General features: G+C 59.9%; 16 protein-coding genes. 8 read left to right on the top strand and 8 right to left on the bottom strand.

Annotated elements, in window-relative coordinates:
• Positions 1-371 precede the first annotated feature (371 nt).
• The 4 genes from uvrA to WNY80_RS04210 all read left to right on the top strand — a co-directional run bounded on the left by uvrA (position 372) and on the right by WNY80_RS04210 (position 5,839).
• Positions 372-3,293: an excinuclease ABC subunit UvrA gene (gene uvrA, locus WNY80_RS04225; protein WP_342886073.1), complete on the top strand. Its 2,922-nt coding sequence runs from the start codon at positions 372-374 to the stop codon at positions 3,291-3,293.
• Between the two features lie 166 nt (positions 3,294-3,459).
• Entirely contained in the window at positions 3,460-3,945 is a 486-nt protein-coding gene (locus tag WNY80_RS04220; protein WP_342886072.1) for an Hsp20/alpha crystallin family protein, read from the top strand.
• Between the two features lie 215 nt (positions 3,946-4,160).
• Positions 4,161-4,961 (top strand): DUF72 domain-containing protein, encoded by an 801-nt coding sequence (locus tag WNY80_RS04215; protein WP_342886071.1) that lies wholly within the window; start codon positions 4,161-4,163, stop codon positions 4,959-4,961.
• 107 nt (positions 4,962-5,068) lie between these two features.
• Entirely contained in the window at positions 5,069-5,839 is a 771-nt protein-coding gene (locus WNY80_RS04210; protein ID WP_342886070.1) for a glucose 1-dehydrogenase, read from the top strand.
• Positions 5,840-5,912: 73 nt separating this feature from the next.
• Here the strand turns inward: WNY80_RS04210 and WNY80_RS04205 are convergent, their stop codons facing one another.
• Positions 5,913-7,202 (bottom strand): DUF2254 domain-containing protein, encoded by a 1,290-nt coding sequence (locus WNY80_RS04205; RefSeq protein WP_342886069.1) that lies wholly within the window; start codon positions 7,200-7,202, stop codon positions 5,913-5,915.
• 116 nt (positions 7,203-7,318) lie between these two features.
• Entirely contained in the window at positions 7,319-8,533 is a 1,215-nt protein-coding gene (locus tag WNY80_RS04200; RefSeq protein WP_342886068.1) for an MFS transporter, read from the bottom strand.
• Positions 8,534-8,856: 323 nt separating this feature from the next.
• Between WNY80_RS04200 and WNY80_RS04195 the strand changes: the two genes are divergently transcribed.
• Positions 8,857-9,597, top strand: coding sequence for a helix-turn-helix transcriptional regulator (locus tag WNY80_RS04195; RefSeq protein WP_342886067.1), 741 nt, complete (start codon positions 8,857-8,859; stop codon positions 9,595-9,597).
• A 230-nt stretch (positions 9,598-9,827) separates the two neighbouring features.
• On the top strand, positions 9,828-11,480 hold the full coding sequence (locus WNY80_RS04190; RefSeq protein WP_342886066.1) for a Na/Pi cotransporter family protein: 1,653 nt from the start codon (positions 9,828-9,830) through the stop codon (positions 11,478-11,480).
• Positions 11,481-11,497: 17 nt separating this feature from the next.
• Here WNY80_RS04190 and WNY80_RS04185 read toward each other — a convergent pair whose 3' ends face one another.
• Positions 11,498-12,961 (bottom strand): NAD(P)H-hydrate dehydratase, encoded by a 1,464-nt coding sequence (locus tag WNY80_RS04185; RefSeq protein WP_342886065.1) that lies wholly within the window; start codon positions 12,959-12,961, stop codon positions 11,498-11,500.
• Between the two features lie 382 nt (positions 12,962-13,343).
• Here WNY80_RS04185 and WNY80_RS04180 point away from each other — a divergent pair, with 382 nt between their 5' ends.
• Together WNY80_RS04180 and glnA are read left to right on the top strand one after the other, a co-directional pair.
• On the top strand, positions 13,344-13,682 hold the full coding sequence (locus tag WNY80_RS04180) for a P-II family nitrogen regulator (protein WP_047029994.1): 339 nt from the start codon (positions 13,344-13,346) through the stop codon (positions 13,680-13,682).
• A gap of 60 nt (positions 13,683-13,742) precedes the next feature.
• Entirely contained in the window at positions 13,743-15,152 is a 1,410-nt protein-coding gene (glnA, locus tag WNY80_RS04175) for a type I glutamate--ammonia ligase (protein WP_342886064.1), read from the top strand.
• Between the two features lie 98 nt (positions 15,153-15,250).
• Here the strand turns inward: glnA and WNY80_RS04170 are convergent, their stop codons facing one another.
• From WNY80_RS04170 to WNY80_RS04150, 5 genes are all read right to left on the bottom strand, one after another.
• Positions 15,251-16,294: a TAXI family TRAP transporter solute-binding subunit gene (locus WNY80_RS04170; RefSeq protein WP_342886063.1), complete on the bottom strand. Its 1,044-nt coding sequence runs from the start codon at positions 16,292-16,294 to the stop codon at positions 15,251-15,253.
• A 16-nt stretch (positions 16,295-16,310) separates the two neighbouring features.
• Positions 16,311-17,216: a hypothetical protein gene (locus WNY80_RS04165; protein WP_342886062.1), complete on the bottom strand. Its 906-nt coding sequence runs from the start codon at positions 17,214-17,216 to the stop codon at positions 16,311-16,313.
• 307 nt (positions 17,217-17,523) lie between these two features.
• Positions 17,524-18,882 carry an aspartate aminotransferase family protein gene (locus tag WNY80_RS04160; protein ID WP_342886309.1) on the bottom strand — a complete coding sequence of 453 codons (1,359 nt, stop codon included), beginning with the start codon at positions 18,880-18,882 and terminating at the stop codon, positions 17,524-17,526.
• Between the two features lie 149 nt (positions 18,883-19,031).
• On the bottom strand, positions 19,032-20,045 hold the full coding sequence (locus tag WNY80_RS04155; RefSeq protein ID WP_342886061.1) for an NAD(P)-dependent oxidoreductase: 1,014 nt from the start codon (positions 20,043-20,045) through the stop codon (positions 19,032-19,034).
• On the bottom strand, positions 20,042-20,488 hold the full coding sequence (locus WNY80_RS04150) for a transporter (RefSeq protein WP_342886060.1): 447 nt from the start codon (positions 20,486-20,488) through the stop codon (positions 20,042-20,044). The genes WNY80_RS04155 and WNY80_RS04150 overlap by 4 nt, the downstream gene beginning before the upstream one ends.
• Between the last annotated feature and the right edge of the window lie 136 nt (positions 20,489-20,624).

The raw sequence follows: 20,624 nt of genomic DNA, 5'->3' as shown, positions 1-20,624 counted from the left end.
CGCCCCGTCCAAATCGATTTGCACCTTACAGGATCAGCCATCCGCCAGTCACGCGGGCATGGACAATCCACAGGCCTTTTTTTGTTCTTTATATGTTCTATTTATTGTGTCAGTTTCTGTCAAGAGATTCGGCTTTCCCAACACCATCATCCCATGCGGTGTCTCGACATTGCCGGTGAGGTGCTTATGTATGGATCTGATCTGCCCTGGAACCATAACTGACGTCCGGTGTTCCTCAAGGACAGCATAGTGTGCGGGATGCGATCAGATACCTCGAAGGTGAAATCGAACCTGCGGGGCTTACAGGTAACTGAGCTGTCCATGCGTGCGAACAGAGCGCACGGGACACTGCACTCCAAATCGGCGGCATCATGACTGAACTGAAATCGATCACCATTCGCGGAGCCCGCGAGCACAATCTCAAGAACGTCGATATCGACCTGCCGCGCAACAGCCTGATCGTGATGACCGGACTGTCCGGTTCGGGCAAATCCTCGCTGGCATTCGACACCATCTATGCCGAGGGCCAGCGCCGCTATGTTGAAAGCCTGTCGGCTTACGCGCGCCAGTTTCTCGAAATGATGCAGAAGCCCGACGTCGACCAGATCGACGGCTTGTCGCCGGCCATCTCCATCGAGCAGAAGACCACCAGCCGCAACCCGCGCTCCACCGTCGGCACGGTCACCGAGATCTATGACTACATGCGGCTGCTGTTCGCCCGCGTCGGCGTGCCCTATTCGCCGGCCACCGGCCTGCCGATCGAAAGCCAGACCATCAGCCAGATGGTCGACCGTGTTTTGGAGATGGAAGAAGGCACACGGCTCTATATCCTTGCGCCGGTGGTCCGCGGCCGCAAGGGTGAGTACCGCAAGGAACTCGCCGAGTTCATGAAAAAGGGCTTCCAGCGGGTCAAGGTCGACGGCCAGTATTACGAGATCGCCGACGTGCCGCCGCTCGACAAGAAGTACAAGCACGACATCGACATTGTCGTCGACCGTATCGTGGTGCGCCCCGATATCTCGGCGCGGCTGGCCGACAGCCTGGAAACCTGCCTGCGGCTGGCCGACGGACTGGCCATCGCCGAATTCGCCGACAAGCCTCTGCCCGATGCCGAAACATCAGCAGGCGGTTCGGCCAACAAATCACTCAACGAGACCCATGAACGCATGCTGTTCTCGGAGAAATTTGCCTGCCCGGTATCCGGCTTCACCATCTCCGAAATCGAGCCGCGGCTGTTTTCGTTCAACAATCCGCATGGCGCCTGTCCGACCTGCGACGGGCTTGGCACCCAGAAGACCATTGACGAGGCGCTGATCATTCCCGAGCCGAACCTGACCTTGCGCGGCGGCGCGGTGGCGCCCTGGGCCAAGTCGAGCTCTCCCTACTACACCCAGACGCTTGAAGCGCTGGGCAAGCATTTCGGTTTCAAGCTCGGCGACCGCTGGGACGAACTGCCGGCCAAGGGCCAGGCCGCCATTCTGCGTGGCACCGAGGAGAAGATAGCCTTCAAGTATGACGACGGGCTGCGCTCCTACACCACGTCGAAGACCTTCGAGGGCATCATCCCCAATCTCGAACGGCGCTGGAAGGAAACCGACAGCGCCTGGGCGCGCGAGGAAATCGAGCGCTACATGTCGAACGCGCCCTGCCCGGCCTGCGGCGGCTACCGGCTCAAGCCGGAGGCGCGCGCTGTCAAGATCGGCGGCCGCCACATCGGCGAGGTCACGGAGCTTTCGATCCGCGTCGCCGGCGACTGGTTCGAAGCGCTTCCCGCTCAGCTCAACGACCAGCAGAACCAGATTGCGGTCCGCATCCTCAAGGAAATCCGCGACCGGCTGAAATTCCTGAACGACGTCGGCCTCGATTACCTGACGCTGTCGCGCAATTCCGGCTCGCTGTCGGGCGGCGAGAGCCAGCGCATCCGGCTGGCCTCGCAGATTGGTTCCGGCCTCACCGGCGTGCTCTATGTGCTCGACGAACCGTCGATCGGCCTGCACCAGCGCGACAACGCCCGGCTTCTGGACACGCTCAAGCACCTGCGCGACATCGGCAACACGGTGATCGTGGTCGAGCACGACGAGGACGCCATCCTGACAGCCGATTACGTGGTCGACATCGGCCCGCATGCCGGCATCCATGGCGGCGAGATCATCGCCCAGGGGACGCCCGCCGACATCATGGCCAATCCGCGCTCGATCACCGGAAAATATCTTTCCGGCGAGCTCGCGGTTGAGGTGCCGTCCGAGCGCCGCAAGCCGAAAAAGAAGAAGGAACTCAGGGTCGTCGGCGCCCGCGGCAACAACCTCAAGAACGTCTCCGCCTCGATCCCGCTCGGCCTGTTCACCGCGGTCACCGGCGTGTCGGGCGGCGGCAAGTCGACCTTCCTGATCGAGACGCTCTACAAGGCCGCCGCGCGGCGGGTAATGGGCGCGCGCGAAAACCCTGCGGATCATGACCGGATCGATGGCTTCGAGCACATCGACAAGGTCATCGACATCGACCAGTCACCGATTGGCCGCACACCGCGCTCCAACCCGGCCACCTATACCGGTGCCTTCACACCGATCCGCGACTGGTTTGCCAATCTGCCCGAAGCCAAGGCGCGCGGCTATCAGCCGGGCCGCTTCTCGTTCAACGTCAAGGGCGGCCGCTGCGAGGCCTGCCAGGGCGATGGCGTCATCAAGATCGAAATGCACTTCCTGCCCGATGTCTACGTCACCTGCGACGTCTGCCACGGCAAGCGCTACAACCGCGAGACTCTCGACGTCACCTTCAAGGGCAAGTCGATCGCCGACGTGCTCGACATGACGGTCGAGGAGGGCGTCGAGTTCTTCGCTGCCGTCCCGGCAGTCCGCGACAAGCTGCAGGCTCTCGAGGGCGTCGGGCTGGGCTACATCAAGGTTGGCCAGCAGGCGACCACGCTGTCGGGCGGCGAGGCGCAGCGCGTCAAGCTGGCCAAGGAGTTGTCAAAACGCTCCACCGGCCGCACGCTCTACATTCTCGACGAGCCGACCACGGGGCTGCATTTCCACGATGTGGCCAAGCTGCTGGAAGTGCTGCACGAACTGGTCGACCAGGGCAATTCTGTCGCCGTCATCGAGCACAATCTCGAAGTCATCAAGACTGCCGACTGGGTCATCGACCTTGGCCCCGAGGGCGGCGATGGCGGCGGCGAGATCGTTGCCGAAGGCACCCCCGAGGACATCGTCAAGGTCGACCGCAGCTACACCGGCCATTTCCTCAAGGAACTGCTTGAGCGGCGCCCGGGAAGACGGGTCGAGACTGCGGAGTAGCACCAGCATCACCTCACCGGGTTTGTGCGGCTAAAGCCACGCATCACGACCCGGTGATTTTTGTTGGGTCGTGGTTTTCGCATTTTGATTTTGGTCAATTTCCGGCGCCGCGTTGCTGGCATAATTCCCTCGTTCCCAAGACAACCGGGATAGTAAGGAGAATATTATGGCAGACACGAAGCAACACCTCCCCGCGACACGGTCATCCAACGTATTCGATGACTTCCGCGAGGAAATGGACAAGATGATGGAGCGCTTTTTCGGCAACGTCGAAACTGCGGCAACCAGGACAGGCTTTCCCTCGTTGATGACGGCTGGTGCAGTGCGCCCGGCCATCGACATCACCGAAAACGACAAGGCGATCACCCTGACCGCTGAACTTCCCGGAATGTCGGAAGACGAAGTCGATCTGACCGTTGCCGACGGCATGCTGACGCTGAAGGGCGAGAAAACCGTCTCGCATGAATCGAAAAATGACGACAGCATTGTCGTCGAGCGCAATTACGGCTCGTTCTACCGCTCGTTCCCTGTCCCCGACCGGGTCGACCAGGACGCGATCGATGCGAAATTCGAAAAAGGCGTCCTCAAGGTCGTCATGCCCAAGAAACCCGGCCAAGACACCAAGGGTCGCAAGATCAAGATCGACGCCTAATCAGGTTTACCGCGACTAGCGGTAACAGCCGGTCGGATCCGCCCCCGCCTCCCTCTTGGTCCGACCGGTCTTTTGCATGTCCGGCAAGCAGCGCGCAGAATTCTACCACGGAAAACGGGTGGCAGCGCTCAGCCGGATATGGATGATTGGCTCTGTCTCTGCCATTATGAATCACCGCGGCGGCAGAGCCGTTTCAGCAAGCCAGGGAGGCATTCTTGACCACACACGGAACAATCCGCACCGGCATCGGTGGCTGGGTCTTTGATGCCTGGAACGAAAGCTTCTATCCGCCAAAACTGCCCAAGACCAAACACTTGCAGTATGCCGGGTCCCAGCTGCGCACCATCGAGGTCAACGGCACCTACTACGGCAGCCAGAAACCGGCGACATTCGCCAAATGGGCGGCCGACGTGCCGGATGGTTTCGTCTTCTCGCTGAAAGCCAGCCGTTACTGCACCAACCGCAAGATATTGGCTGAAAGTGAACCGTCGATCACCAAGTTCCTGACCCAGGGCATCACTGAGCTGGGCGACCGGCTGGGGCCAATCCTGTGGCAGTTCATGCCGACGAAAAAATTCGAACCTGATGATTTCGCAGCCTTTCTCGCGCTGCTGCCTAAAGAGCAGGACGGCATCGCGCTGCGTCATGTCGTCGAAGCCCGTCACGAGAGTTTTTGCACACCGGAATTCATCTCGCTCTTGGCAAAGCACAATGTGGCGGCGGTCTGCGCCGACCATGAGACCTATCCGATGGTCGCCGATGTGACGTCCGACTTTGTCTATGCCCGGCTGCAGCGTGGTTCGGATGAGGTGCCAACCTGCTATCCGCCTGAAGACATAGATCTTTGGGCCAGGCGGCTGAAGACCTATGCCGAAGGCTCTGTTCCGTCAGAACTGCCCTTGATTGCGGCTGAGCGCACGGTTGAAAAACGGCCGCGCGATGTCTTTGCCTTCTTCATCACCGGCGGCAAGGTCAATGCCCCCGCGGGCGCCATGGCGCTTCAAGGCAAGGTCTGACCCGGCAGCCGTTTCAGGTTTCGCTAACTGTCTTGACCGGCATCAAGGCGACTTCGCACTCTTGCGTGTACCATTCCGCTTAACGCAACCACGCAGGAGGAATGGAAATGGCAGCTTTTTCTGGAAAGACAGTCCTTGTCACCGGTTCCGGCGCCGGCATCGGTCGTGCCACGGCGCTGAAATTCGCCGCAGAAGGCGCCAATGTGGTGGTATCCGATATCCACGCACCGGGGGGCGAGGAAACCGTGGCGATGATTCATGCCGCCGGCGGAACCGCCATGTTCCAGCATGCCGATGTCTCCAATCCCGCCGACGTCGCGGCACTGGTGGCCGGTGCGGTGGACCAGTACGGGCGGCTTGACTGCGCCGTCAACAATGCCGGCATCGAGGGCACTATTGCGCCTTTTGCCGATCAGGCCGAATCCAATTACGACGCCATCATGCGCGTCAATGCCAAGGGCACGTTCCTGTGCCTGCAGGCTGAAATCCGGCACATGCTGGAAGCCGGTGGCGGCACAATTGTCAATCTGGCTTCGATCGCAGGCCTGATCGGGTTCCCGGGTCTGTCACCTTACGTGGCTTCCAAGCATGCGGTGATCGGCATGACCAAGAATGTCGCGCTCGAATACGGCAAGGCCGGAATCCGGGTCAATGCGGTCTGCCCCGGCGGCATCGACACACGAATGCTGGACTCGCTTGCCGATCAGGCCTCAGCCGGCGCGCAGAACAGCAACCAGATGATGGACCCGCTGCACCCGCTCGGCCGCATCGGCACACCACAGGAAGTGGCAAACCTGATCGTCTGGCTGTCTTCTCCAGAGGCCTCGTTCATGCTCGGCGCAATTGTCCCGGTCGATGGCGGCTACGTCGCCCAGTAAAAAGCATGGTATTCTGGAGCCACCTCACAAAGCGCTGTGGCTCCAGATCACGCCCGGTGCGGAACGCCAGGTTTCAGGTCAATGCTCTGGCAGCGCGTGGCGTCGCCAACTGCGCCGCAGCTTCGACACGGGCGAAATCATGCGGGTTGGCCATCGCATGTTTCGAGCGCTCCAGTGCCCGGCAGGATTGTACCCGCAACGCATCCGTCCATGCTGCGGGCAGACACGGCGCGATCGCCGACATTGCTTTCTGAAGATGCACCGCAACCTCGACAAACCCGGCTCCATCCCGCGCGATCTGTTCGAAAGCCGCAGTCAGGATCACATCCGGTTCAACAATCGGAACCAGTACGCGTGCATGCTGCAATGATGTGCCGGCTTGCTCAATCGAGGCCGAAGCCTCCGCAAACACCTCGACCAGGGAATCCAGAATATCGTTTGCGGTGCCGGGATCATTGATACCGGGCGACAAGGCGCGATCGGCAATTTCCGACAGGGTCTGCAGGGCGAGCACCGGGTCTTCACCGCGATTGCGGCTCTGTCCGATGCGGATCGCGCTGCGGATCTGCTTCACCGCCTCCTGATCGATCGCATCCGGCGTCGCCTCGAAAATCCAGGCAACCACCTTGTCGCGACCGATGAGGTCACCAAGCCGCACCGCCACCTGTATCTTCATGCCCGCCGCTTCAACCACATTCGATAATGCGGCTACATCAATAAACTGAACCGTCCCGGTGAAACCCGATATCACCGGCACTGCACCTTCGACCGGCAGCATGTTGATGTAAATCGGCGTCCCGCCGTGGCCGGGGTGAAGCAGATGCTGGGTGAGCCTGCCCTTGGCACGGTCGGAAACCTTGGAAATGGTAGACGATACCGTGCTGATCCGGGCGACGTGATCAATCCAGTAAATCAGCGTGCCCACCACCCAGACAAACACCCACAGCGTGGTGAAAAACAGCACGATCCGGCCGCTGGATTGAAACACCCCGACATTCAGGCCGATCAGACCGACCACGGAATAAGTGAAGGCGCCGATGAAGGTGGAGATTGCCTGCTTGGAGGTGGAATCCGTCACCACAACGGAAAAAGCCCGCGGCGTACTCGATGAAATCGCCGCCACATAGGCCGACAGCATGACCGAAACCGAAAATGTCGCGACCGTCAGCATCGCCGATGCCATGATCGTCAACAGGCCACGGATCGTCTGTTCCCGGATGCTGAAATCAAAAGGCAGCTTGATCCATTGATCGACCCCGAAGGCAAGCACAACCGCGAACACCGCCACGATGCCGAAAATGGCTGGTCTCAGCCACAACCGCTCGGCGAGATAGACCTTCAGGGACTTGTAAAGAAACTTCACTGCACGGCTCCGTTCGGATTGGCGGCATCACCAAACGGATGTTGTAAGCTGGTTTCCCTGTGATGGCGACACGCGCAGCGCGCAGCGGCCGCCATTTGTCGCCCGGGGCACGGCCCCTAGGATGCAGCTGTCCTCTTCGGCAAAAAGATCGTCAACAATCCAAGGAACGGCAGGAACGCGCAGATCTGGTAGACATAGACAATGCCTTTTGCGTCGGCCACCTGCCCCAGCACTGCGGCCGCAATCCCGCCCATGCCGAAGGCAAAACCAAAGAACACGCCCGCAATCAGCCCGACCCGGCCTGGCACCAGCTCCTGCGCGAACACGATGATCGCCGGGAAAGCAGACGCCAGCACCACACCGATGATCACGGTCAGGATCGCAGTCCAGAACAGATCCGCATATGGCAGCATCAGCGTGAACGGCAATATGCCCAGGATCGATACCCAGATGACCGCCTTGGCCCCGATCCGGTCGCCAATCGGCCCGCCGATCAGTGTACCCGCAGCCATTGCGCCCAGGAAGACGAACAACATCAGCTGCGAATCCTGCACGCTCACACCAAAGCGCTCGATCACATAGAAGGTGTAAAAGCTGGTGAAGCTGGCGACATAGATGTTCTTTGTAAAGACCAGCAAGGCCAGGACCACCAGAGCAATCATGACCCGGCGCCTGCTGTGAAGCAGCGCCGTATCGGGTGCCGGACGTCCGGCCGAAGCGCGCCGGAAGGCAGCGTACCAGCGGCTGACCCAGGTCAGGATCACCATGCCGCAGAGGGCGGCAAGGCCGAACCAGCCAACCGAGGACTGGCCATTGGGCACGATGATGAACGCGGCCAGCAACGGACCGGCGGCTGTGCCGACATTGCCGCCAACCTGAAACACCGATTGCGCCGTGCCGTGCCTTCCGCCGGATGCAAGCCGTGCGATCCGCGAGGATTCCGGATGGAACACGGCGGACCCGAACCCGACCAGCGCAGCCGCAAGCAGTAACAACAAATAGTACCCCGCTGAAGCCAACAGCAGAAGACCGACCAGGGTGAAACCCATGCCAACCGGCAGCGCATAGCCGATTGGCCGCTTGTCGGTGTATGCACCAATGGCAGGCTGCAGCAGCGAAGCGGTGAACTGGAAGGCAAATGTCAAAAAGCCGATCTGGGTGAAGCTCAAATCATAATTGACCTTCAGGATCGGATAGATCGCCGCCAGCACGGACTGCATCGTGTCATTGAGAAAATGGCAGATGCTGAGCGCCACCACCACCGAAAACGCTGCAGGAGCTGCAGCCTTGGTCACGGCCCCGGAGCCGGTATTCTCGGGGATCACACGCATGGCGGTTCCTTCAGGTCTCAGCAAGATGCGGTCTCAACACGTGGGGAGCGATGTGCCCGCAGAGCATCTCGAAATTCAAAAGCTTCAAATTGCAATTTGCCAGCTTGTCCAAAAGCCCGTCATCCGGGGACTTCGCACAGACTGCCAGCAGCATGCCTTATGCGATTGGTACACGCCTTGTTTGAAGCCCGCTTTCGTGGTTTGGTCGATTTCTTTCGCATTTGGGCCAAATCATGTTTCATAACTCCATCGCTCCGCCGGTCCAGCAATCGCAGAAAACACCAGTCGGTTCGCAGCAAAGCCGGATTGTGGTGGAAACCGCGATGACCCCCGCGGTCGCATTCGCCCATAGCTACGACACGGATGAATATGTCCCGGAGCACGAACACAGCAGGTCACAGCTTCTCCATCCCATAACCGGCGTGGTTATCGTCACCACACGGATCGGTCGATGGATGGTTCCGCCGGATCATGCCTTGTGGATACCCGCCGGGATCCGGCATGCGGTGGACATCATCGGCCAGGTCGAGATGCACTCGGCCTACGTCAAGCCGGATGCAATTGTAGGCCTGCCCACCCATTTGCATGTCACGGGAATGACACGCTTGATGCGCAGCTTGTTGGCCGAAACCATCAGTATCGGACCTGACGCAATGGATGCCAGGGCGCAGCTGATCCAGGCCGCCCTGCTGCACGAGATCGCCTTGCTGCCCGAACGCCCGCTCGGCCTGCCGCTTCCGCAACACCCCCGGATCGCACAATTGTGCCGCGGTTTTGTCGCCTCACCATCAGCCCGCCTCGAAATCGATGACTGGGCCGGAATGGTCGGCATGAGCCGCCGCACATTTACCCGGATCTTTCGTCAGCAAACCGGCCTCAGCCTCTCCGCCTGGCGCCAGCAGGCTTGCGTGATGGCCGCACTTCCCAGGCTCAGCAACGGCGACCCGGTCACCATCGTGGCGATGGATCTGGGCTACGACAGCATGCCGGCCTTCACCACCATGTTTTCACGCGTCATGGGCTCCCCCCCCAGAACCTACCTGCGCAACCAGAAGGCTCATTAAGCTTCCGGCTGATCGGGTTGTCCGGGCTGGACATTGCCCAAAGGGGCAGCTTCCGGGGTTATATCTGTCGGCCTCGTAGCCATGCCGGCACAAATTGTGACATTTGTGAAAATGCGATAATCTGATTCGCATTCCCGTCAGACCCGGCGATTGTGAATATTGTGCTTCTCAAGGCACACCATTCCGACGCGCCAGGGGACTGCCATTTCTCTGCAGGTTTCAGGTGTTTCATGTCCGGAATGGTCGTCTTTATCAATCTTGCCGGAGCGGTCGCGCTATTGCTTTGGGCCACGCGCATGGTCCGTACCGGCATTGAACGGGCCTACGGCAATGTGCTGCGCGAAAAGCTGCGGCGGGCGATCGGCAACCGTGTCACCGCCGCAATCGCCGGATTTTTCTTCGCCATCGCCCTGCAGAGCGCCACCGCGGTCGCGTTGATTGTCGCCGGTTTTGTCGCCAGCGGCTATGTCTCGACGGCAATCGGCATCGCCACATTGCTTGGCGCCGATCTGGGCTCTGCCCTGGTCGTGCGCATCCTGCGCCAGGATCTCTCCCTGCTCATCCCGGTGCTGCTTCTTGCCGGCACCATTGCCTTCAGGGCCAGCGAACAACGCAACTGGCGGCAGATCGGCCGCATCCTGTTCGGGCTTGGGCTGCTGCTGCTCTCGCTGCGGCTGATCGGAGAGGCATCCATCCCGCTCAAGACCAGCGAGATCCTGCCGGTCATCATCAATTACCTGTCCCGCGACTGGATCACCGCATTCGTTCTTGCGGGCTTGCTCGCCTGGGCATTTCACTCCAGTGTCGCGGCAGTGCTGCTGCTCGCCTCGCTGGCCGACCGGGCATTGATTCCGCCGGTCCTGATCATTCCGCTGGTGCTTGGCATCAACTTCGGCGCTGCAATTATCGGTGCGGTTCTGACCCGTGGCGAGCGTGTCGATGCGCGGATCGTGCCGCTTGGCAACGTCGCCATTCGCGGCCTCGGCACTTTGATCGCGCTTGCCGCACAATTGACCTTCGAGCTTGAGAGCAGCGTTTTCTCAGCCCACCCCGGCGATGCTGTGGTTATTGCCCATCTCGTCATCAATCTCGCCGTCGTCATATTCGGCTTGCCGTTCTGCGGTCTCGTCGGACGTCTGCTGCAGAACTGGCTGAGACCGGCGGAGTTGGCCGATGAACCCATTGCCGAAAAGCGCATGTCCGCGCTCAAGCCGGAACATCTGTCCAACCCTCAGCAAGCGATTGCCGATGCCACCCGTGAAGTCCTGACCGTCTGCGAACGGATAGAACTGATGCTGACCTGGATTTTCGATGTGCTCGACAAGCCGGACAAGCAGAAAATCGCGCGGATCGAGGAACTCGACGACGAGATCGATCAGACCCATCGGGAGATCAAGTTCTATCTGGCCAAAATCTCCCAGACCGACCTCGATGACAAATCAGCCGCCATGCTGCAGGATCTTTTGGGCGCAACCATCAAGCTCGAGCAAGCCGCAGACATCATCGCCCAGAACATGGTGACACGGGTCCGCAAGAAGCATGCACGCAAGATCGAGTTTTCCGAGGAGGGTTGGCACGAGCTCAAGGATCTGCACAAGGAAGTCATGCGAAATGCCCGGCTGGCCTTCAACCTGTTCGTCAATCGCGATGTCGAACTGGCACGGCAGCTGGTGGCTCAGAAAGAGCTGGTCCGCACCATGGTTCGCAACAGCGAGGAGCAGCACATGCAGCGGCTTCGCGACGGCAACGACAACAGCTACGACAGCAGTTCCATCCACATCGATACCATGCGTGATCTCAAGGAGATCAATTCGCTGTTCGCGTCGATTGCCTATCCGGTTCTGGCCAACGCCGGCATGCTTCGCAAGAGCCGCCTTCTGTAGTGTTCGGGCAAGACGCTCTACGACAGGGTGATATGGCCCGGCAGGTCTTCCGCAGTCATTCCCCTGCCCGCGCGGTTTGCGGCGTCGCCATGCAGCGCCACTCCGGCACATGCAGCTTCGAACCCGGGCATGCCCTGGGCCAGCAATCCGCCAATGATACCCGAGAGCACGTCGCCTGAACCGGCCGTGGCAAGCCAGGCCGGCGCATCCGCATTGACCGCCGCCCGGCCATCCGGTGCGGCAATCACCGTGTCCGCACCCTTGTAGACCACCACTGCATTGCACATCCGTGACGCCGCCCGCGCGCGGTCGATCTTGGACAGCGCCGCATCGGCGGCAAGATCGGCAAACAGCCTGCGGAATTCACCCTCATGCGGTGTCATGACCAGACGCGCGTCACCGGCAAACATGTCGCCCAGCCGGCCGGCATCCTTCGCAAATGCCGTCAGCCCATCCGCATCGAGCACCAGCGGCCGGCCGGTTTGCGCCAGCTTTTCCGTGAAGCTGCGGGCCTTGTCGAGATCCCCGAACCCCGGTCCGACGACAAAGGCCGACAGCCGTGTGTCCGTGAGCCAGTCCGCCAGATCGGTTTCATCCCGGATGGTGCGCTGCATGATCGCGGTCAGATGCGCGGCCTGAACCATCACCGCACTGGGCGCGCTCGCCATCGTCACCAGCCCTGCGCGACTTCTCAACCCGGCCATAGCCGACAGACGGGCAGCCCCGGTGGCAATCAGCGGGCCAGAAAACACGACGAGATGACCCCGGCCATATTTGTGGCTAGAAGGATCGTCGGTTGGCAGTTGTGCCTGGTAAAGACCGGGATGATTTCTCCAGACGCCCTCGTCGCAGGCAATCAGCCGGGACGGAATTCCGATGTCGCACAGGTGCATATCACCGCACAGCACCCTGCCCGGCATCAGCAGATGCCCCGGCTTTAGCGCGGCGAATGTCACAGTGTGTTCGGCAGAAAAACACGCCCCTGTCGGAACACCCGTTCGACCCGACAGCCCCGACGGCAGATCGACGGCAATCACCGGTGTCTTCGCTTCCCGCGCGCGCTCGATTACGCCCGCAACATCCGCATCAACCGGCCGGTCGAGACCGGCGCCAAACAATGCGTCGACAATCACGTCGCCATTTTCGGGGTTCCAGTGATCAAGCGGCTGCAGCGAACCTGAATAGCCAGCACGGGCTTTCGCCGCATCACCGCCGGGTTTCGGTTCCATGCCGAAGCGGACAACGTCAACGCCGCTTTGCGCCAGCAACCGTGCCGCCACGTGACCGTCGCCGCCATTGTTGCCAGGCCCGCACAGAACCACGGCACGCCGGGCGGAGGGAAAATGCGCAAGAAAAACCGCCGCCACATGGGCGCCGGCTGCCTGCATCAGGCCAAAGCTGTCGATGCCGCTGTCAGCCGCAGCCCTGTCGATCTTGCCCATGGCAGCGGGGGATACCAGCAGTGTAGGGTTTGTCGCCATAAGCGTTCGTCGCATGCGCCCCGCGCTGCGGTCAAGATGGCAAAACGTGCGCAAAATTGATCTCAGCATAAGGCGAACATCTGCACAATAATTGCGCATGCCGGATGTTTTCTAGGCAGATGGTGGCGCTTAAAAATTCATCACCTTGTAAAAGCCATTTTGCAAATCAGTGGCATTTCGGGAGAAAATCGCCACTGCACAGCCAAGTTAGGGCATTCCGGGCCATGTTTTCCAACGAAATCGGACGGGAGCCCGAATATTTCGCGGCAATCCGGTAATTTTCCCACAAAGTGGCACGGTGTGTGCTTTGATATACGCGAGTGGGTATTTGGCGTCAGCCGAGCTGCCCGCTTTCACAGGACAGAGCGGAGAATTGGTTCTCATGAAAAAGATCGAAGCGATCATCAAGCCGTTCAAGCTGGATGAAGTGAAGGAAGCCCTTCAGGAAGTCGGCCTGCAGGGTATCACTGTGACCGAAGCCAAGGGTTTCGGTCGCCAGAAGGGCCACACCGAACTCTATCGCGGTGCAGAATATGTCGTGGACTTTCTGCCCAAGGTGAAAGTCGAAATCGTCCTTGCGGACGAGACGGCGGAAGCAGCGATAGATGCAATTCGCAACGCAGCCCAGACGGGCCGCATCGGTGATGGCAAGATCTTCGTGTCAAACGTTGAGGAAGTCATCCGTATCCGTACCGGTGAAACCGGCAACGACGCCATCTGACCACTGTGTGCGGCGGGTTGCCGTGCACTCATCGTCATTTACTTACAGGGAATATCGAACATGACGACAGCCACTGAAATTCTCAAGCAAATCAAGGACAACGACGTAAAGTTCGTTGATCTGCGCTTCACCGACCCGAAGGGCAAGATGCAGCACGTGACCATGGACGTCTCATGCGTCGATGAAGACCTGTTCGCCGATGGCGTCATGTTCGACGGCTCCTCGATTCAGGGCTGGAAGGCCATCAATGAATCCGACATGGTTCTGATGCCCGACACGGCAACCGCCCACATGGACCCGTTCTTCGCGCAGTCCACCATGGTCATCTTCTGCGACATTCTCGATCCGATCACCGGCGAAGCCTATAACCGCGACCCGCGCACCACCGCCAAGAAGGCTGAAGCCTATCTGCAGGCCTCCGGTCTCGGCGACACGGTCTACATCGGTCCCGAACCCGAATTCTTCATCTTCGATGACGTCAAGTACAAGGCCGATCCGTACAACACCGGCTTCAAGCTCGACTCCTCCGAACTCCCGTCCAACGACGACACCGACTACGAGGTCGGCAACATGGGCCACCGTCCGCGCGTCAAGGGCGGCTATTTCCCGGTTCCGCCAGTCGACAGCTGCCAGGACATGCGTTCGGAAATGCTCACCGTCCTCGCCGAAATGGGCCTGGTCGTTGAAAAGCATCACCACGAAGTGGCCTCGGCCCAGCACGAACTGTGCATGGTGTTCGATACCCTGACCCGCATGGCCGACAAGACCCAGATCTACAAGTATGGCGTCCACCAGGTTGCCCATGCCTACGGCAAGACAGCAACCTTCATGCCGAAGCCGGTGTTCGGCGACAACGGCTCGGGCATGCACGTCCACCAGTCGATCTGGAAGGGCGGCAAGCCGACCTTCGCCGGTGACGAATATGCTGGTCTGTCTGAAAACTGCCTGTTCTACATCGGCGGCATCATCAAGCACGCCAAGGCCATCAACGCGTTTTCCAACCCGTCGACCAACTCCTACAAGCGTCTGGTCCCGGGTTATGAAGCACCGGTTCTGCTGGCCTACTCGGCACGCAACCGTTCGGCCTCCTGCCGTATCCCGTTCGGGTCGTCGCCGAAGTCCAAGCGCGTCGAAGTCCGCTTCGGCGATCCGACCGCGAACCCTTACCTGTGCTTCGCAGCCATGCTGATGGCCGGCATCGACGGCATCAAGAACAAGATCCATCCCGGCAAGGCCATGGACAAGGACCTCTATGACCTTCCTGCCAAGGAACTCAAGAAGATCCCGACCGTGTCAGGTTCGCTGCGTGAAGCGCTCGAGTGCCTCGACAAGGATCGCAAGTTCCTGACCGCTGGCGGCGTGTTCGACGATGACCAGATCGACAGCTTCATCGAACTGAAGATGGCGGAAGTCATGCGTTTCGAAATGACCCCGCACCCTGTCGAATTCGACATGTACTACTCGGTCTGATTGACCAAACCGGGCTGCTCAGGCGGCCCGGCACAAAAACGCCGGCGGAACCATCTTGGTTTCGCCGGCTTTTTGTTGGCAAGGCCTGATGCTTGGATTCAGTTCTTCAATCGCTGCTTGAGCAAGTTGAGGTATTCCTCGTTGCTGTCGGCAGGCGCCACGTCCGCAGCCTTGGTGCATGTCGGCGCATAGTCGAGCGCCATGCCGGCCTTGACGCAGGAACCGACCTGCCAGCCCGGCGGCACCGCGGCCAGGTCGACCGATTTCCATTTCGGATGTCCGGTCTCGCGCAACTCGTCCATGCCATTGAGCACCAGGCTGGAAAAATCCGAGACCGCCGTGCAGCTTTCGCGGTGATAGGCATTTTTCTTCGGGTCGTAATCATAGGTCATCAACACCGCCTTGACCGCAACGAGATCGACGGGGTCGGACTGAAAGCCATAGGTCCCGGCAGGAATGCTTGTCCTGGTATAGGTCGCCAGCAAGGGCGCTTCGGTAATCGGCAGCAGATGGAATTTTTCCGGATCGATATCGGCCTTGGCAAACAGGGACGCCGGAGCCCCGGCGACATAGAAGAAGGCGTCGATTTCACCCGCCTGAAGTTTCGGCAGCGCCTCGTCCGGATTGAGCGGCAACCGCTCCGCGCCCTTGACCTGCAGGATGTCGAGGATCAGCGAAGCGGTCAGAAACGTACCGCTGTCCTTTACACCGACAGCGACCTTCTTTCCCTCGAGATCCTTGATCCCTTCAACCCCGGCGCGCGCCAGAACATGCACTTCCTCGTTATAGAGCGGGAACATGATCCGCACGCCGCGCACCGCATCCTGAATTTCGGCGTCGTTGGCCTCAAACGTCTTGAGATATTCCAGAACGTCACTCTGGACGATGCCGAACTGGGTGTTGCGGCGCTTGCGCACCCCGACGAAATTTTCCAGCGAACCGGCGCTCTCCACCACGTTGAGCATCAATCCGCATTCGGCGCCCAGCGCGGCCATGTCCTGGCCAATGCGGATATAGGTACCGGTCGGCCCACCGGTCATGATGTTGCGTTCAAATTCGGCCGACTGGCCCGGACCTGCGGCCAGCAGCGACACGCCAGCCGCCACAAGCAGGCCTCGAAGGGTGATGACAACGGGTTTCAAGGGCGTTCTCCTTTGGTCAGCAGTCGCTGTTCAGATCGCGGATCAGGTCGCGCAAGGTCAGGATCGGCACGCGCTCGAAAACGGATTCAAGCGCGCTCGTCACGCATTCACCCTCGACCAGTCTGCCGGACAGTGTTTGCCTCTCCACATCCGACAAGGCTTCAAGCCCCGGCGCCGAACGCAAGGCTGCCGCGACGGCATCACGATCACGCGGAGATGTCGCCGGTCTGCCCTGTTGTTCGGGCACTGTCGCCGGGACAGCGCTCTCGGATGACTTGGCATTCATATCTTCCGCGGCCTCTTGCGAAATTTTCAGGCTGCGTTCCGCGTCGGCAAGCCCTTTTTGAAGGCTGTCTATCACGTCTGCATCCGCAGCCTTTGCATCCGATGCCTGCTTGATCCTTTCCCTGAGGGTGGCCTGATCTGTCAGCATCATGGTGATTTTCTGCTGCAAACGATCCCGTTCAGCTTCGAGCGCCGCAAGGTTCGATTTCAACGTCTGATTTTCCGCGGCCAGCAAGTCACGTTCATCGTTGATGGCCTCAATCGCAGCATTCCCATCCGCAGCCGTCTCAACCGGTCCGCTGTTGGCAGCCAGTTTCTCCGCCATCGTATCAAGGTCAGCAGCCATCCGGGAGATATCGGCCTTCAGCTCTTCCACCTCAGCCGAACTTGATGCCCCGCGGGCACGGGCGGCTTTCAATTCCTCACGCGCTGCACGCAGGGCCTCGTCCAGTTCTGCTGATTGCGCGCTTGCTGTATCTGCTGCAGCACTACTGTCGGCTTGACTGAAATGTGAGGCAGCGTATCCGCCCGCAGCACCAACAGCGAGCGCGACGACAATTCCTATGACACTGAGCACACCGCTGCCGCGCTTCCTGCCGGATTGCAACCCGCTGTCCCTGCCCCATTGATTGGCCAATTTGTCGCCTCTCCTGTCCGGGCTTGCTGCCGGTTACCAACGCAAGCGGTGGCCAACCGTGATCTGCTGACCGCGGATCCCCCGCGCCCGGTCATTGCTGCCAAAGGGGTACCGGCAATCGGGCCAGCACGCAAGCAAACCGGCCAGTCACCTTCAACGCGGAAGCCCTGTCAGGTTCTATCTGGTTAGTCCGTCATGATGACGCAAGTCCGCAAGGCACAATGGTCGTGCGGAAGATGCAAGAACCGGAGCATGGTGTCACCACGCCCCGGTTCCCTGCTGAATTCACCGTCTTGAGGACGAGTGTTTACTTCTTCGCCTGGCTGCCGATGAAGTCGCGTACGATACGCACGATACCCCGCCCGAGCACCGCATCGAGCGCGGTGATGAACTCGTCGACATGCTCGCGGCCGCAGATCAGCGGCGGTTCAAGCCGGATGACATTGCGGTTGTACTCGGTAAACGCCACCAGCACATTGTGATCGCGCAGCAATTCGGCCCCGACAAAGCCCGACAGCGAGCCCTTGAGCTTGTCGTCGAGCAACGCCACCATCGGCCTGAGCAGTGCCGGCAGGGTCTGGCTGAAATCCTGGAACTCGAGCCCGACCATGAAGCCGCTGCCGCGCACATCCTTGATGATCTGCGGATACTTGTCCTTCAGGCCATTGAGGCGCTCGATCAGGTAGGAGCCGACCCGTTCGGCATTGCCGATCAGGTCCTCGTCATACATGACGTTGAGACCTTCGATCGCCGTGACACAGGCCTCGCCGATGCCGCCGAAGGTCGCCTGTGCATGGATCATCGCGGTCTTGGGCGTGCCATAGGCCTTCATGTAGACATCGCGAGAGGCAATCATCGCAGCCATGGCGCATTTACCGGCGCCGAGCGACTTGGCCAGCGCCGTCACGTCAGGCACGACGCCTGCCTTTTCAAACGCGAAGAAGTGACCCGAACGGCCCATGCCGCATTGCACTTCATCGGCAATCCACAAGACACCATGCTTGTCGCACAATGCGCGCAATTCCCGCCAGAACTCGACCGGCGCCTCGACGATACCGCCGCCGCCCTGGATGGTTTCGAGCACGATGACACCGATTTCCGGATCCGCTTCGAAAGCGTTGCGGATTGCATCGATGTCGGCAAACGGCACCTTGACGGTGTTGCCGGTCAGCTGGAATTCGCCGCGATACAGCTCGGAATCGGTCAGCGACAGCACGCCCTTGGTCTTTCCGTGGAACGAATTCTCGGCATAGACGATCTTCGGACGTTTCGGTCCGACGGCACGTTCCGCCACCTTGATCGCAGCCTCCATGGCTTCCGACCCGGACGAGCCGAGGAACACCATGTCGAGATCACCCGGAGCGATCGCCGCAAGGTTCTTGGCCAGCGCCGAAGCATACTGGCTCATGAACGCGATGGCGATTTCGTGCCGGTCCTCATCCTGGAACTGCTTGCGCGCCTCGATGATCCGCGGATGGTTGTGGCCGAGCGCCAGCGATCCGAAGCCACCAAAGAAATCCAGGATCTTCCGGCCGTTCTGATCGGTGTAATACATGCCCGAAGCGGTTTCGATCTTGATCTTGTGGAAGCCCAGAAGCTTCATGAAATGCAGCTGGCCGGGATTGATGTGATCCTTGAACAGCTCGGTCATTTCAGCGACCGACATCGCCTTGGCATCCGAGACCGTCAACAGGTCCGGGCGCCGAAAGCTGCCGCTCGCAGCCGGCGAAGCAGGCGTGGTATCGGACAACGGCGGAGCGTCGACGGCGACGCGGGTAGGTGTATCAAGCATTGATTGGGCTCCCTCGGAACGATTCATTCGGCCGGTGCGACCTGGGCAGAGGCGGATGAACCGCTGCGTGCCTTGGTTGCGCGATATTCGTCATAGGCGGCGACCAGCATGTCTTCATCGCGGTACTGCGGCACCCAGCCGAGCTGGCGCTCGCCCTTGGAGACATCGAGAACGCAGTTCTCGTCCGCGATAAGGTACTGTTCCGGATCCATGATCGGCATGTTGATGAGATCGAACAGATCCAGCGTGCGCTTGACCGCCCAGCCTGGTGTCGGGATCAGGAACGATTTCGAACCTGCATGCCTGACCAGGTTGCCCAGAAGCTTGCGCACCGGTGGCGGATTGATCGAGCCCAGATTGTAGGCCTCGTTCGGTACACCTGCCTTCCAGGCCAGGCGCGCAGCCTCGGCGCAATCGAAGACCGAGATGAACTGATACGGGTTCTTGCCCGATCCGATCATTGGCACCGGCAGGTTGGCGTCGACCAGCTTGAACAGCTTTTCAAGGATGCCGAGACGGCCCGGGCCAATGATCAGCCGCGGCCGGAACAGCGAGATCGACATGCCGCGCTTGCGCCATTCGGCTGCCAGAACCTCGGTGTCGAGTTTGGACTGGCCGTACTCGCCGAGCGGCGCGACAGGATGTTCCTCGGTCATCGGAAACGTCAGCGTGTGACCATAGATCATGTCGGTGGTGAAATGCACCAGCTGGTTGGCGCCTGCCTTGTCCATCGCCTCCATGATGTTCTTCGTACCGTCGTAATTGACCGGGTAGAAGAAATCATGACGCTTGGAGCGGATCTGCAACGGCGACAGCATCTTGGCCGACAGGTTGTAGACCATGTCCCCGGCAGCGATCGGCACGCCGGCAACCATGTCAGGCCTGGTCACATCGCACTTGACGATGGTCGCATCCCGGTAAAACGCCTTGTTGTCGTTGACGATGTCCGCGACGACAACCTCTTCGCCGTCGGCAAGAAGTTTCTGTGCAAGATGGCGGCCGACAAAGCCGTCGCCTCCGAAAAGAATGTGTTTCATCGCGAAATCTCGTTTGCTGCTACGTTGATTTTGGAAAGTTGAGCTGTTTCCTGCGTTCCGGTTGCCTTCCCGTCACGGCCCGACTGGGCGATCAGGACGGTTCCGACGCAAATGAAGGCGATGCCGGCAATTCGCCAGCTGTTGAGGTCTTCCTTGAACAGGACATAGGCAAAGACCGCCACGGCCACGTAAGCCAGGCTCAGGAAGGGATAGGCGAACGACAGTTCAACCTTCGACAGCACATACAGATGCGACGCCATCGAGATGACAAAGGTTGCCAGCCCGGCAAAAACCCAGGGGTTGAACAGAATCTGGAAAATGCGCGTGATCATCGTGTCGGCAGTAAATGACACCGGCCCCAGCGATATCATGCCCTGCTTCAGCATCAGCTGCGCCGCGGCATTGGTCAGCACCGTGAAAAGAATAAAGGCTATATATTTCATGTCCCGCTCCGAATTAGGATGGGATCGTTACTAGTCTTATTTCCCCAACATCCGGTTGACCGGTGCGGTCAATTTTTCCTTAAATTGTATCTATTCCCGAAATGAAGCGTTTTGCAGATCAAATTCGGCGCCGTTG

The organism is Hoeflea sp. AS16 (assembly GCF_038900095.1).
Classification (GTDB): domain Bacteria; phylum Pseudomonadota; class Alphaproteobacteria; order Rhizobiales; family Rhizobiaceae; genus Hoeflea.
Note: the sequence above shows the minus strand (reverse complement) of the source record. Positions and strands in the feature narration are given on the sequence as shown.

Bases quoted from the DNA above. Each gene is read 5' to 3' on its own strand.
- WNY80_RS04200 (WP_342886068.1), bottom strand. From the start codon at position 8,533: ATGCGTGTGATCCCCGAGAATACCGGCTCCGGGGCCGTGACCAAGGCT.
- WNY80_RS04220 (WP_342886072.1), top strand. From the start codon at position 3,460: ATGGCAGACACGAAGCAACACCTCCCCGCGACACGGTCATCCAACGTA.
- WNY80_RS04195 (WP_342886067.1), top strand. From the start codon at position 8,857: ATGACCCCCGCGGTCGCATTCGCCCATAGCTACGACACGGATGAATAT.
- WNY80_RS04210 (WP_342886070.1), top strand. From the start codon at position 5,069: ATGGCAGCTTTTTCTGGAAAGACAGTCCTTGTCACCGGTTCCGGCGCC.
- WNY80_RS04185 (WP_342886065.1), bottom strand. From the start codon at position 12,961: ATGGCGACAAACCCTACACTGCTGGTATCCCCCGCTGCCATGGGCAAG.
- WNY80_RS04180 (WP_047029994.1), top strand. From the start codon at position 13,344: ATGAAAAAGATCGAAGCGATCATCAAGCCGTTCAAGCTGGATGAAGTG.
- glnA (WP_342886064.1), top strand. From the start codon at position 13,743: ATGACGACAGCCACTGAAATTCTCAAGCAAATCAAGGACAACGACGTA.
- WNY80_RS04150 (WP_342886060.1), bottom strand. From the start codon at position 20,488: ATGAAATATATAGCCTTTATTCTTTTCACGGTGCTGACCAATGCCGCG.
- WNY80_RS04160 (WP_342886309.1), bottom strand. From the start codon at position 18,882: ATGTCGGTCGCTGAAATGACCGAGCTGTTCAAGGATCACATCAATCCC.
- uvrA (WP_342886073.1), top strand. From the start codon at position 372: ATGACTGAACTGAAATCGATCACCATTCGCGGAGCCCGCGAGCACAAT.
- WNY80_RS04190 (WP_342886066.1), top strand. From the start codon at position 9,828: ATGTCCGGAATGGTCGTCTTTATCAATCTTGCCGGAGCGGTCGCGCTA.
- WNY80_RS04155 (WP_342886061.1), bottom strand. From the start codon at position 20,045: ATGAAACACATTCTTTTCGGAGGCGACGGCTTTGTCGGCCGCCATCTT.